At 67.0% G+C, this 13,052-nt stretch carries 13 protein-coding genes and 1 tRNA gene; 4 read left to right on the top strand and 10 right to left on the bottom strand.

The genetic code is table 11. The annotated features are described in order from the left end of the window. Positions 1 to 209: 209 nt before the first annotated feature. Together AC07WJ_RS02775 and AC07WJ_RS02770 are read right to left on the bottom strand one after the other, a co-directional pair. Positions 210 to 1,628, bottom strand: coding sequence for an FAD-binding oxidoreductase (locus tag AC07WJ_RS02775; protein WP_494933002.1), 1,419 nt, complete (start codon positions 1,626 to 1,628; stop codon positions 210 to 212). A gap of 4 nt (positions 1,629 to 1,632) precedes the next feature. After that, on the bottom strand, positions 1,633 to 2,952 hold the full coding sequence (locus tag AC07WJ_RS02770) for a cytosine deaminase (protein WP_494933001.1): 1,320 nt from the start codon (positions 2,950 to 2,952) through the stop codon (positions 1,633 to 1,635). Positions 2,953 to 3,287: 335 nt separating this feature from the next. Between AC07WJ_RS02770 and AC07WJ_RS02765 the strand changes: the two genes are divergently transcribed. Together AC07WJ_RS02765 and AC07WJ_RS02760 are read left to right on the top strand one after the other, a co-directional pair. Next, positions 3,288 to 3,362: transfer RNA gene (locus tag AC07WJ_RS02765), tRNA-Gly, on the top strand. A gap of 44 nt (positions 3,363 to 3,406) precedes the next feature. Beyond that, on the top strand, positions 3,407 to 3,604 hold the full coding sequence (locus AC07WJ_RS02760; protein ID WP_494933000.1) for a hypothetical protein: 198 nt from the start codon (positions 3,407 to 3,409) through the stop codon (positions 3,602 to 3,604). Between the two features lie 271 nt (positions 3,605 to 3,875). Here AC07WJ_RS02760 and hpaH read toward each other — a convergent pair whose 3' ends face one another. The 3 genes from hpaH to AC07WJ_RS02745 all read right to left on the bottom strand — a co-directional run bounded on the left by hpaH (position 3,876) and on the right by AC07WJ_RS02745 (position 6,311). Then, a complete protein-coding gene (hpaH, locus tag AC07WJ_RS02755) occupies positions 3,876 to 4,658 on the bottom strand; it encodes a 2-oxo-hept-4-ene-1,7-dioate hydratase (RefSeq protein WP_494932999.1) in 783 nt (260 codons plus the stop codon). 142 nt (positions 4,659 to 4,800) lie between these two features. Next, positions 4,801 to 5,325 (bottom strand): GlcG/HbpS family heme-binding protein, encoded by a 525-nt coding sequence (locus AC07WJ_RS02750; RefSeq protein WP_494932998.1) that lies wholly within the window; start codon positions 5,323 to 5,325, stop codon positions 4,801 to 4,803. A 14-nt stretch (positions 5,326 to 5,339) separates the two neighbouring features. Further along, on the bottom strand, positions 5,340 to 6,311 hold the full coding sequence (locus AC07WJ_RS02745) for a tripartite tricarboxylate transporter substrate binding protein (RefSeq protein ID WP_494932997.1): 972 nt from the start codon (positions 6,309 to 6,311) through the stop codon (positions 5,340 to 5,342). A 291-nt stretch (positions 6,312 to 6,602) separates the two neighbouring features. Here AC07WJ_RS02745 and AC07WJ_RS02740 point away from each other — a divergent pair, with 291 nt between their 5' ends. Continuing rightward, complete coding sequence (locus AC07WJ_RS02740) at positions 6,603 to 7,571, top strand: LysR family transcriptional regulator (protein ID WP_494932996.1); 969 nt, start codon at positions 6,603 to 6,605, stop codon at positions 7,569 to 7,571. 66 nt (positions 7,572 to 7,637) lie between these two features. On the opposite strand, the gene AC07WJ_RS02735 is transcribed toward AC07WJ_RS02740, so the two are convergent. The 5 genes from AC07WJ_RS02735 to AC07WJ_RS02715 form a co-directional block, all read right to left on the bottom strand. Then, a complete protein-coding gene (locus tag AC07WJ_RS02735) occupies positions 7,638 to 8,369 on the bottom strand; it encodes a hypothetical protein (RefSeq protein WP_494932995.1) in 732 nt (243 codons plus the stop codon). A gap of 162 nt (positions 8,370 to 8,531) precedes the next feature. Further along, the gene (locus tag AC07WJ_RS02730; protein ID WP_494932994.1) at positions 8,532 to 8,891 is read right to left on the bottom strand and encodes a DUF2794 domain-containing protein; all 360 of its coding nucleotides are present in this window, start codon (positions 8,889 to 8,891) and stop codon (positions 8,532 to 8,534) included. A gap of 129 nt (positions 8,892 to 9,020) precedes the next feature. Further along, positions 9,021 to 9,596 (bottom strand): class I SAM-dependent methyltransferase, encoded by a 576-nt coding sequence (locus tag AC07WJ_RS02725; RefSeq protein WP_494932993.1) that lies wholly within the window; start codon positions 9,594 to 9,596, stop codon positions 9,021 to 9,023. Positions 9,597 to 9,636: 40 nt separating this feature from the next. Further along, entirely contained in the window at positions 9,637 to 11,445 is a 1,809-nt protein-coding gene (locus AC07WJ_RS02720) for an ABC transporter ATP-binding protein/permease (RefSeq protein ID WP_494932992.1), read from the bottom strand. A 137-nt stretch (positions 11,446 to 11,582) separates the two neighbouring features. Further along, positions 11,583 to 12,515 carry an AEC family transporter gene (locus AC07WJ_RS02715; RefSeq protein WP_494932991.1) on the bottom strand — a complete coding sequence of 311 codons (933 nt, stop codon included), beginning with the start codon at positions 12,513 to 12,515 and terminating at the stop codon, positions 11,583 to 11,585. A gap of 80 nt (positions 12,516 to 12,595) precedes the next feature. Here AC07WJ_RS02715 and AC07WJ_RS02710 point away from each other — a divergent pair, with 80 nt between their 5' ends. Next, the gene (locus tag AC07WJ_RS02710) at positions 12,596 to 12,934 is read left to right on the top strand and encodes a response regulator (RefSeq protein WP_494932990.1); all 339 of its coding nucleotides are present in this window, start codon (positions 12,596 to 12,598) and stop codon (positions 12,932 to 12,934) included. Positions 12,935 to 13,052 lie beyond the last annotated feature (118 nt).

Below are 13,052 nucleotides of genomic sequence, written 5' to 3'. Positions count from 1 at the left end.
GGGCTTGTCCCGGCCATCCACGAATTGATTGCCCCCGGCGGATGAATGCGCCGATATCAGCGACAAGCCCGCGCAAGACGACGGGGTGCGAGCATCAGCACGTGGCGCCACGCCGCTATCGCTGCGCTGTCTCCATCAGCGCAGAGCCGATCCCGTCAAAGGATGACGATCACCGAATAGCAGGACGCGTTCATCTCACGCCGTTCGCCTCATTCCGCGACGCCGGCCTCGGCCAGGCTCTTGAACAGGAAATGCTTGCCCGACCGGTAATCGTAGCTCGGATCTTCCCAGGCGATCATCTTGCCGGGATTGAGCAGGCCCTTGGGATCGGCCTCCTTCTTGAAGGCGAGCTGCACCTCGTCGGTCTGCTTCATGCCGCCCTCTTCCAGCGTGTAGCGGTGCGGGTTGAACACCGGCGCGCCCATGTCCTCGTGAATCCTGACGATCTCGTCGAGCCGTTCTTCGGTGGTGAAGCGCACCATGGGCAGGCCGAAACAGGTTACTTTGCCGTCGAAGCGGACGAATTCGAGATGGCCGATGACCTCGTCGCCGAAATGCTGCTGCAGCTTGGCCGCCAGCGCCACCTGGTCGGGGAACGGATAGAGCGTCTGCAGATAGGTGATCGCCGGGTCGATGCGCAGCGCCCGGAGCGTGGTGTGGTTCCAGGTCAGCTCGAACCCCGGTGGCAGGCGCTTCCGGTCGTCCTCGCCGATCTTGTCCGAGCGGAACATCACCTCGGCCCCGGCCCGGCCGGCGAGGCTGAGCGTCGCATCGACGGCGAAATCGGCGATCATCGCGATCACCACGTGGCTGTCGTGGTGGAGATATTGCTGGTGACGCAGGAAATAGCTGTGCGGCGCCGGCGCGGCGACCACCGAGATGTTCTTCTTGGCGATGCCGTCCTGCTCGCCCAGCGCATTGGCGAAGCCGGCGGCGCGCTCGAACGTGTCGAAGCCGAAGATCAGGTCGACCCAGGCATAGGCTGGCCCGAGCGGCATCTCGACCTCGGTGATGATGCCGTTGGTGCCATAGGCATGCGCCACCTTGTTGAGGTCGTCGCCCGTCACCTCGAGCACGCGCGGCTCCGCCTCCATGGTCACGACCTTGAGCCGGATCACATTGCCGGCGTCGCGCAGGCCGCCCCAGGTGATCGAACCGACGCCACCCGACCCGCCGGCGATGAAGCCGCCGACGGAGGCGGTCGCATAGGTCGAGGGATGCATGCGGATTTCCTGGGACTGGCCGCGCGCCAGCTTGTCGATATCGGCGATGACGGCGCCGGCCTCGGCGACGAAGCGCCCCGGCTGCACCGCGATCACCGTATTGAGCCCGGACATGTCGAGCACGATGCCGCCGGACAGCGGCATGGCCTGGCCGTAATTGCCGGTTCCGGTGCCGCGCGGCGTCACCGGAATGGCCATCTCATAGGCCGCGGCCAGGGTGCGCACGACCTCCGCCTCGTTCGCCGGCGACACGATGATGTCGCCGACGACATGGTCGAGCTGCCGCTTCAGGGTCGGCGAGTACCAGTAGAAATCGCGGCTCTTCTGCTTCACCAGCGCCGGATTTTCTTCCGTCCTGATGCCGCCCAGGCGATCCTTCAACCCGGCGATGTCGTAGGTCGTCATGAGGTCAACTCCACAGCACGTCGAGATCGCGATAGTCCGGCAGCGTCGTATCGATCGCCCGCCCGGCCCGCAGCACGGTGCGGTCGGACTGCGGCCGCGCCAGGAGCTCGGTCCAGCTCCGCCCCCGGAACAGCACGAGATCGGCGGCAAGGCCGGCCTCGATGACGCCCCGACCGGAGAACCCGCAGGCCTCCGCCGGGGTTCCGGTGACGCTGAGCGGCCAGTCGCCGACCGGATGGTCGAAATGCAGGATGCGGGTCGCCGCCCGATAGACCTCCAACACGTCAAGGTCGCCATAGGCGTAGAAGGGATCGCGGGTATTGTCGGAGGCGACCATGACCGGCGTGCCGCGCTCGCGCATCTCGTGCAGCAGCGTCACGCCGCGCCGGCGCGGCGTGCGCCCGAGGGTCCGGTCCTGCAGGTACATGTTGCACATCGGCAGCGACACCACGGCGATGCCGGCCTTGGCGACCAGGTCCAGCGTGCGCTGCGCCTCGTCGTCGGCCTGGGTCGACAGCGAGCAGCAATGGCCGACCACGATCCGGCCGTTGCCGTTCTCGGCCCAGCCGAAATGCAGCGCCGCCTCGGCGATCAGGCGCAGCGAGTGGGCGCCCGGATCCAGCGTCTCGTCGACATGGAAATCGAGCCTGAAGCCCTGGGCGAGCGCGGTCGAGAACAGCTGCTCCAGCCCCTCCGGCAAATTCGGCGACATATAGGTGACCGCGCCGAGCCCGCCGCCGAAACGCTTCAGCGCGCCGGTGATCTTGTCGAGATAGCCGTCCTCCACCACCACGTCGATGCCGCAGAGCGAGGACGCCTGCAGGTCGATGCGGCCCTGCCATTCCGAACGGATCTCGGCGAAGAGCGGCCAGGAAATATCGATCTGGGCGGGCAGCGAATCGATATGGGTGCGGATCGCCGCCGTGCCGTGGGCATAAGCCGCCTTCAGCGCGAAATTCATCCGCGTGCGCACGTCGTTCGTCGACCAGTTGGCCGCCCGGTCGGCCGCCACCGCGGCCAGCGCGCCGGGAAAAGTGCCGTCCGGGTTGGCGGCGCGCGGCCAGATATGGCCCTTGTCGAGATGGGTATGGCTGTCGACGAAACAGGGAAAGACCATGGAGCGATCGAGATCGACGGCCATGACGTCGCTCGCGCCCGGCGCGCCGACCGCTTCGATCCGACCGTCGGCGACGATGATGTCGGCGATCACGAGGCCGTCGCCGGCGACCGGGCCGGCGCTGCCGCGGATCAGCGCCGCCGGCACCGTGGCATTGGCCAGGCGATAGCGGCTGGCATCGGGGAGGGAAACAAATCCATGGCCCATTTCAGTCTCCTGCGCGCAAGCCGTTTGCGTGGCCCGGCGCGACGCGGCGCGAGAAATCGCGGGCCGCCGCGCGACCGGGCGCTGCAATAGACCACGAGGTCCGCGCGCCATGCCAGTGCCGCCATGCAATGAAGATGCTGCGCCACGCGCCCCGCAGGCCCGCGACGCGAGACTTTCCGGGCCTTCGGCGCGCTGGTCGCGTCAGGGACAAGGCCGGAGAAATCCACAAGATCGCGACGCCGCGAAAAAAGTGTCACGGGACCATTGCAATCCTCGGCGTCCTTTGGCATAGAACCGCCCTCTTCGATGCTTCGGCGGTCGAGAGACAAGTTGATGCGGGAGTAGCTCAGGGGTAGAGCACAACCTTGCCAAGGTTGGGGTCGAGGGTTCGAATCCCTTCTCCCGCTCCAATTTGTCTCTTCATAGCCGCCGCCCGAACTTCCGGAGAATTCCGATGACATTCGCATCCGTGAAGTCGTTCATGCGCGCTATCGACATCGATTTCCTGCGCGTCGATGGCGCCGCCGAAACCGCGCGTTTCTTCGTGCCGAACCCGGGCCGCCGCATCGAGATCGCGCCGCGCGGCGTCACCGTGACCCGCCGCACCGTCAAGCCGCGCTCGCGCGTGAAGCGCTTCATCCGCATTTCCTGAAGCGGATTTTGGGCGCGCCTAGCGCTCCCCTCCCGATAATACCCAAAAACCGTACAGCCGCCTGGTGACATGGCGGTTACAAGCTTCGTCGCGACAGCGTTGATGACGTCGCGATGTCGAGCTGCGACCATGAGGCCGTTCTCCAAGCCGCGCCGCAAGCTCGGCCCGGACCCGGCGGCCCGGCGATTGACGCCTGCGCGGCAGACCGGTCGACCGATGCCCCACGCGGAGCGCGCTGCGAGCGATCGACGGGAGGGGCGGTCGGCCGCGCTCAGACGAAGGAGACGCCGATGGCGCCGAGCGGGCCGTAGTCGGCATGGATGACATCGCCCTTCCTGATGTCGACCGGCCGCGTGAAGGATCCGCCGAGCACGATCTGCCCTCGCTTCAGGCCGGTGCCGACATCATGCAGCTTGTTGACCAGCCACGCGATGCCGGCCGCCGGATGCCCCATGATCGCTGCGGAGACCCCCGATTCCTCGATGACGCCGTTTAGCGACAAGGTGGCGCCGATCCAGCGCAGGTCGACGTCGAAGGGCCGGACCGTGCGGCCGCCGATGACGATCGCGCCGAAGGCGGCATTGTCGGCGATGGTGTCGACGATCGCGCGCGGCACCTCGGTGCGGTAGTCGATGATCTCGAGTGCCGGCACCACCTGTTCGGTCGCACGCATCACGTCATGGATCCGGCAACCGGGACCGGCGAGGTCCTCGCCCATGATGAAGGCGAGTTCGACCTCGAGCCGCGGCCTGATGAAAGCCGCCGCCGAGATCCGCGCTCCGTCGTTATAGAGCGCGTCGTCGAGGATCCGGCCGTAGTCCGGCTCGTCGATCTTCGAGGCCATCTGCATGGCGCGCGACGTCAGCCCGATCTTGTGCCCGGCGAGGCGCGCGCCGGCGGCGATGCGGCTGTCGGCCCAGAGATCCTGGACCCGGTAGGCGTCGGCGATGTCCATGCCGGGAAACATCTTCGAAAGCTGGATGCTGGGCACGCGCTCGCGCTCGGCCTTCAGGATGGCCTCGGCTGCGGCCCGATGATCGTCTTCGCTCAGCACAACGGGACCTTCTTCACTTTTCAGGGGATCGCGGGGACACCGCCGAAAAGCATCGTCGCGCATCGCCGATGCGAGCGCGGCAATGCCGGCGGGAGGGGAACCAAGGGCGGTCGCCGCCCTGGCGCGGTGGAGCAGGAGGCCGTTAGGCCGAGCGGTCGCCGAGGCCGACCTTGGCGTAGATCTCGGCGATGTGCTGCTTCACGCTGTCGGGCGTGGTGTCATGCTCCGGCTTGTGCAGCCAGCCGACCTTTGCCCGCGCATAGCGGCCGATTTCCTCGTCCTGGTCTCCGGTCGCGCCGCTGATGCCGTAGGCGCCGACCATTTCGGAGCCCTTGAAGACCGGCGCGCAGCCGCCCGACGCGACGATCTGGCCATTGGTGAAGATCGCCGCATTGACCAGCATTTGCGGATTGCGTTCCTTGAACCACTGCTGGATGACCTGGCCGTCCGGGAAGCGGGGGCTCATCGACCGGAAGGCGGCGACGGTGAACGCCTTGGCGCGCGCGATGTCCGGCGTGATGAAGCCGGCATCGTCCATCCTTTCGAGCGCAATGAGATGTCCTTCCGGACCGACGATCGCGGTCGAGATGGGCACGCCCATCTCGGTCGCCTTCTCGGTCACGGCCAGGATGAATTCGCGGCATTCCGCGACGCTGAGCTTGGGCATGATATGTTCCTTCCCTAAGGGGCCGCGATGCCGGCGGCCCGGATGACCTCGGCCCATTTGCGGGTTTCGCTGCGGAGATAGGCGGCGAATTCGTCCGGCCCCAACCGGACGGCATCGATGCCCTGCATGCGGAACTGCTTCTTCACGTCGGGCAGGTCGAGCGCCGCATCGGTCGCGCCGCGAAGCTTGTCGACCACGCCGGACGGCGTTCCGGGCGGCAGGAGGAAGCCGAACCAGACCGAGCTCTCGAAATCCTTGAATCCGTGCTCCTGCAGGGTCGGCAGGTCGGGGGCGAGCTCGGTTCGCTTCGCGCCTGTCGTCGCCAGCGCCGTCAGCGCGCCGCTCTGGATATGGGGCAGCACCGAGGGAGCAGGCGAGAACATCACCTGGACTTGCCCGCCGAGCAGATCCGTCACGGCTTGAGCGCTGCCGCGATAGGGGACGTGCAGCAGCTTGATGCCGGCCATCGTGGCGAAGAGCTCGCCGGAGAGGTGGGGCGAGGTCCCGTGACCCGAGGATGCCAGGGTAATCTCACCCGGCCTGGCCTTGGCGGCGGCAACCAGCTGCTCGACCGTCGAGACGCCGAGCGAAGGGCTCACCACCAGCATGTTGGGCACGGTTCCGATCATCGCGACGGGCGTGAAGTCCCGGCTCAGATCGGACGCCGTCGAATTCGGGAACGCCGCATTGATCGTGTTGGCGACGGTTCCGACGAAGATCGTGTAGCCGTCTGGGGTCGAGGTCGCGACCGCCTTGGCGGCGATATTGCTCGACGCGCCGGGGCGATTTTCGGTGATGACGGGTTGCCCCAGCCGCTGGGCGATGGCCTCCGCGACCACCCGGGTCGCGACGTCGGTCGCCGTTCCCGGAGGGAACCCGACGACGATCCTGAGCAGCCGGCTCGGATAATCGTCCGCCAGGACCCGCAGCGGTGCGCCCGCCGTTGCCGCGAGCAGCATCGCAGCCAGGCATTGTCGTCGATCCATGGCGTTCTTCCCTCCGATCACCGAATTTCGTTCACATTAGCGACGGCTCGATTTATGAATCAAACGAGTTATCTGGATCAAGCGATGAGGTTATCTTATGAATAGATTGACCCGCTCATGGTCGACCGACGGATATGCGCGCCCTGGCGACGCCTGTCGCCGCGCGGCATTTCTCAGGCGGGGAGACGGCGGCGCGCCGTCGAAGCCGCGGCAGGCGAGGCGCGCGACGAGGGCGCGCCGGGTGGCCCCCGTCGGCGGGCAGGGCTGACGATGAACGTCACCATTCGCCAGTTGCGCGCCTTCGTCCTGGTCGTTCAGTCAAAGAGCTTCACGAAGGCCGCCGAGCGCCTCCACCTGACGCAGTCGGCACTCAGCCTGCTCATCCGCCAGCTCGAAGACAATCTTCAGGTTCAGGTCATCGAGCGCTCGACCCGCAGGCTCGAGCCGACGGCGATCGGGCTGGAGCTCCTGAGCAGCGCCGAGCGGCTCTTGGAAGATTTCGACGCGGCTCTTGCCAATGTCGCCGAACTGGGGGCGAAGCAGCGCGGCAAGATCACCATCGCGGCACCCTATATTCTCGCCACGACGTTCCTCGCCGGCGTCATGGCCGAGTTCAAGCAACGATATCCGAGCGTCTCGGTCCAGTTGAAAGATTCCCTGCCCGAGGAAGTTCTGACCCAGGTCCGTAGCGGTGGAGCCGATCTCGCTGTCGGCAGTTTCCGCGAATCGGAGCCGGGGTTGCAATGGACGCCACTGTTTCAGGAGCCGCTGGTCGCCGTTTATCCGTCCGGACATCCGATCGCCGATCTCTCGGAGATTTGCTGGAGCGATCTCGCCGGCTTGCCGATGATCCTGCTCGATCGCCAGAGCATCTTCCGCCATCTGGCCGATGAGGGCTTTTCAAGAGCCGGTTTTTCCCTGCAGCCGGCCTACGAAGTGGCTTATGCCGGAACCGCGCTGGCCCTGGTTCGGGTTGGCCTGGGCGTCGCGGTTCTCCCCCAATGCGTCGAGGTCCTGACCGAGCCCGCCATCGGCTTCAGACGGATCGGCAATCCGGAAATCCTGCGCTCGGTGTCGGTCATCACCAGAGCCGGCCGATCACTTTCCCCGGCCGCCAGCGCCTTTGTCGACATATTGCGGCAGTCCGCGAACGACGTGATCGGCCCCGACAGAGCAAGCCCGCACCGTCGCGGCAGGTCGGGTCTCGCCGGTGAAGGCCAGCCCCTTGCCGCCGGCCGGACGTCCGGAGAAGTCCGGTGAATTCGGATCCGTGACGTCGTCAGGCGCGCCGAAGTGGCGCTCCGCCCCCGCCCCGTTTCGCGCCCGTCAGACCGCCGGCTCGAAGGCCAGGCCGTCGCCAATGTTCTCGATGGTCAGCAGGGTGCGGTTGCGCAATGCGCTCCAGCGCGTGACGACCTCGTCGTTTTCGATCCGGCCGGTCGTGCGCTGCACCCGTCCGGTCAGGTAGTTGATGCTCAGGCCCCTGGTCTCGCCGGTATTGCGCAGGGTCGTGCTGCGGTCGAAGCCGACCATCCGGAGCGCGCCGTCGCGATGGCGGAACGTATAGGTCGTCGACGCCGTCTCCCAGGAGCCGGCGCTCGAGAACAGCCGCAGCCGCACCCTCAGCGCGCCACGCGCGATGGCGATCGCATCGCCCGCCAGCGGGTCTTCCCGGGTCGGATCTTCGCGCCGCGGGATCAGGGTGGTGTTCTGCAGGGCCAGATCGAAACCGCTGTGGTCGGCCCGGCCGAAGGCCACCACCAGGATGCGCGGATTGGTATCGAAGCGGCGTTCGCCCAAGCCCGTATTGGCGAGGATATTGGCCGGCTCGGCCTGGCGCAGCACGAAAGCGACATCCTCGACGCCATCGCCGGTGAAATCGCCGCGCCGGCTCTGCTCCAGGCGCCAGCCCGGCGGCACGAAACCTTCGGGCGCAGTTGCCTGGCTCGCGAGCGCCGGATAGTTCGCCGGCGGGATCACCAGGGCATCGCCGCGCGCTGCGCCGGCGGCCGAGACAGCGAGCACGACCAGGAACGAGAAGGCTGTGAGGCGGGGCATGGGGTCACTCTGTCGATTCGGTCCGCACCCATGATCGATGCGGCCGGTAAAGGAAACGCGACGGCACACGCCGCCGCGGGTCTTGGCGCAAAGCTATCGCTTCGGGCGGGCCACGGCGCAACATGGCCGTCGGCGCGACGGCCCCGAGGCCGCGTGCGGGACCTACTGCACGGCCCTGAGCGGCTTCTCCAGCACCGCCAGCACACGTCGCAGCTCATGCCCGCGCTTCAAGATCAGCCCGGTCGCCGCCACCACCGAATAGGCACCCTGGCGCGTCGCCAGCTTCGGATCCTTGACGATCCGGTAGAGCGGCACTTCGGAGCTCCGGCGGAAGATCGAGAACACCGCCTTGTCGCGGAGAAAATCGATGGCGTAGTCGCGCCATTCGCCCGCGGCGACCATCCGGCCATAGAGGTTCAGGATGTCGTCCAGTTCGCGCCGGTCGAAGGCTATGCGCGAGGTGGAGGCACCGGCGTTCAGAACAACGACAGCGCCCTGCGAACTCGTCTCGGCATCGGACATGAGGCTCCTTCCAGCGCTCCATCTCGCGTCACGAAGCAGTCATGATCTGCCTCGCCCCCCGGCTTGGCAAGCCGGGGCGGACCCGAAAAGCGTGGGGCGAGCCGGACCAGGGCGGCCGGGGGGTGGTCGTCAAAGGGCCTTGGCGGTGCGCTCGAACAGCGGCAGCGTCTTGAATTGCCCCTTGGGCGCCAGAATGCCCTCGCTCACCAATTGGTCGTGCACGGCCCTGGCCTTGTCATAGGCATAGGAGCCTTCATAAAACGCGATCGTGCCCCCCGGCCGGGTCTGGCCGGCCAGCAATTTGACCATCTGATAGTCGGTGAGGCCGCCATAGGCGTCGTTCTTCTCGGTGCGGAACTCGCCGACATGAAACAGCGTGACCACGTCGAACACCGGCAGCAGCCGCGCGTCGAGCTGGTAGATATCACCGAAATAGGCCTTGTAGCCCCAGCCGAGCTCGGGGTTCTCGGTGATCATGGTCTCATAGGTGCGGATCTCGCCCGGCGAGGCGGTGATGCCGAGAATGGCATTGTTCAGCCCCTTCTCGACATTGTGCAGGCCGAGCAGGTGATGGCCGCCCGTGCCGAAATGGAAGATCGCCTTGCCACGCGTCCCGGTCTCTTCCAGCCAGTCGCAGAAATGCGCGTCGCAGGGGCATTCCTTCACGCGAAGGTCCCAGAAGTGATCCCAGATATGCAGTGTCATCGATAGGCTCCGGTAGGCGCCGCGCCGGCGGCGCGAGATGTCAGGGGGTGGGTTCGGCTGCGGTGGCTTGCAGGGATTTCGGCTCCAGCGCCACCGAGGCGAGGCGCGCGCCGCGCTCGCCCCGGGTCAGCACCAGCTTGCGGTCGTGCAGCGCCTCCAGGCCCGGACGCAGGCCGACGCTGATCAGGGTCGAACCTTCCAAGGCTCCGGCCAGCACCGCCATCAGGCGCGCCTCGCCCGGTTCGTCCAGCGCGCTGGTCGCGCCGTCGAGAATGACCAGGTCCGGCTTCTGGACCAGGAGCCGCGCCACCGCGAGACGCTGGCGCTCGCCATTGGACAGGATCTGCTCCCAGCGCTCGGCCTCGCCGAGTCGCTGATCGAGATAACCGAGGCCGACCTGCACCAGCGCGTCGCTCAGCACGGCGTCGTCGACTTGCGCCGTCTGGGCCGGGTAGAGCAGCGCGGCGCGCAGCGTGCCCGCCGGCAGATAAGCCCGCTGCGGCACGAAGGCGACGGCCCCGCCCGCCGGCAACGCAATGACGCCCGAGCCCCAGGGCCAGAGCCCGGCGAGCGCCCGGACCAGGGTCGACTTGCCTGAGCCGCTCTCGCCCGAGATCATCACCTTCTCGCCCGGCTCGATGCGTACCGAGATCCGGTCGATCAGCACCTGGCCTGAACGGTCGGCAATGGTCAGCTCGTCGAGCCTGAGCGCGCCCGAAACCGAGGGCGCCAGCATCACGCCGCCGCTGTGTTTCTCGTCGAAGCCGCCATCGATGTCGTCGAAGGCATTGGTCAGGTCGGTGACCCGCTGCATCGAGGCATAGCACTGGGCGATGGCCCGGTAATTGTCGACCAGCCAGGCGATGGCCAGCTGCACCTGCAGGAAGGCGCCGGCGAGCTGGGTGACCTGGCCGAGCGTGAAGTCGCCGGACAGGTATTTCGGCGCGGCCAGCAGCAGCGGCAGCACCGGGATGAACACGCCGTTCGAATTGGTCAGCCAGGTGATCCGACCGTGGCGGCGCACCACGCCGAGCCAGCGGCCGACCAGATCGGCATAGGTGGCGCCGAGCGCCCGCCGCTCGTCGGCCTCGCCGCGGATCAGCGCGACGCTCTCGCTGTTCTCGCGCAACCGGGTCAATTCGAAGCGCAGCTTGGCCTCGCCTTCGTTGCGCCGTGCCACCGCGCCGGGCAGCGCCCGGCCGATCCACAACATCAGGCAGGACATCGTGACGCCGTAGGCCACCGCCGCCAGCACCAGGTAGCCTGGAATGACGAAGTGGCTGTCACCGACATGCACGGTGAGCGCGCCGCCGACCACCCACAGGACCCCGACGAAGGTCAGCGCCGAGACCAGCGAGGACAACAGCCCGATGGCGAAATCGACGATCGGCTCGGTCGCCATGCGGGTGTCGTCGGCAATCCGATATTCCGGGTTGGCCGGCTCGGTGCCGGCCAGGCCCATGCGATAGTAGCGCTGCCGGCCGATCCAGCGGTCGAGCAAGGTGCCGACCAGCCACTGGCGCCAGCGCACCTGCAGGGTTTCGCGTGTCAGCACGACGCCGACGCCGACGGCCGCGGCGGCAAAGACCAGGCCGAAAAACACCAGGACGGCCCAGGTCACCGTTGCGGTTTCGGAATTCTCCAGGGCATCGAAGAAGCGCCGGTTCCAGGCATTGACCAGGAAATTGATGCCGACATTGACCACCAGCAGGGCCGCCAGCGCGGCGCTCAGGAACCAGGCGCGGCGTGCTGTCGCACCACCCCACCAGCCGGCGGCCAGTACGAAGAAATCGCTGACCACCTTGCGGTCGAGGCCTTCATGAGTGGCGCCTGGCGCGGGAGAGGCCATGAACACGGGATCCGGGAGGCGGCCTCGACCAGCCGCAAGCCACACTGTTGCACACGAAGACGTGAACAACTCTCCCGGCCAGGCTCTGAACGCCAGATGAACAGATCAGGTCCGGAGTTTGGGCAAATAGGGCGGGCTCAGCCGATGCCAAGGACCCACAGCCACAACACCGTGGTCGCCACCGACAGCACGGTCGACAGCGCGACCGCGGTCGAGGCGATGCCGACGCCCTGGCCGTAACGGGCGGCGAACAGATAGGCGTTGATGCCGGCCGGCATGGCCGCGAACAGCACGACGGTGCCGGTCCAGGCCGGCGGCAGCGCGAAGACCTGGGTCGCCACGACATAGGCGATGGCCGGATGGACCAGGAGCCGGAGCAGGCTGATCATCAGCGCCACCGGCAGGTCGGCCTTGACGCCATAGGCCTTCAGCGACAGGCCGAGCGCGAACAGCGACAGCGGCACGGTGGTATTGGCCAGCATGTCGAGCATGGCGCCGAAGGCCCCTGATGGCCTGAAGCCGACGACCTGAGCCATGACGCCGGCCGCCATGGCGATCAGCAGCGGATGGGTCGTCAGCCCCTTGACCAGCTTGCGCAGCACCGCCCCACCCTGGGCCGAGCGTGTCCCCTCCAGCATCAGGGTCGCCACCGTCATGGTGATCGGCAGGTTGACGGCGAGCAGCATGGCGATCGGAAAGCCGGCCTGGTCGCCATAGGCTTTCAGGATGATCGGTATGCCGATCAGCACGGTATTGGCCTGCCCCGCCGCCAAGCCGGCAATGACCGCATCGCCATGCGACGTCCTGAACACGCGCGAGGCCAGGATCGTCGAGGCGATCCAGACCACCCCCATGCCGGTGTAATAGGCGATCCAGAATCCCCACGGGAAGGTCTCCGGAAAGACCGCCGCGGTGATCAGCTTGAACAGCAGCGCCGGCGCGCCGACGACGAACAGGAACGCGGTGATGCCCTCGTTGGACCGCTCGCCGATGAGGCCGGACAGGGCGGCGGCATAACCAAGCGCCACCAGGCCGAAGACCGGCACGACGAGCAGGACGAGATCGAGCATGGGGCGGCGAATTCCGTGGAACGATCCGCGCAATAAACACTTTATTCGTTATTGCGCGTTAACCCTTGCGCATGCCCGCCATGTCGCTCTCCGTGCTGATCGCCGATGACCACGCGTTTTCACGCGACGTGGTGGCGCGGATCGCCACCGCGCTCGGCCACAGCGTCATCGCGGTCGACGGCGGCCATGCCGCGCTCGAGGCAGCCTCCCTCACCCATTTCGACGTCGCCGTGATCGACCGGCGCATGCCCGACATGGACGGCGTCGCGGTGGCCATCGCGCTCAAGTCGCAAGGGCCGCATCCGCGCCTCGTCGCGCTGTCGGGCGACGACCCGAACGACATGCTGCCCGGCCTGTTCGACGTGGTGCTGCAGAAGCCGGTCGAGGCCGCCGTGCTCGCCAAGGCCCTGGCCGGCTGACGGCTCCGCCGGCCGCGGCCGGCGAGGTGTTGCCACGACGACACGCGCATCTGCCATTCCGTTAACCAATCTTTCAGTCCGCCTGATTTTTCATCAATGTCGGAAAATTCTTCTGCGT

The organism is Phreatobacter sp. GW821-FHT04C01 (assembly GCF_059420385.1).
The sequence above is the reverse complement of the archived record's forward strand: the minus strand, read 5'-3'. Positions and strand labels throughout refer to the sequence as shown.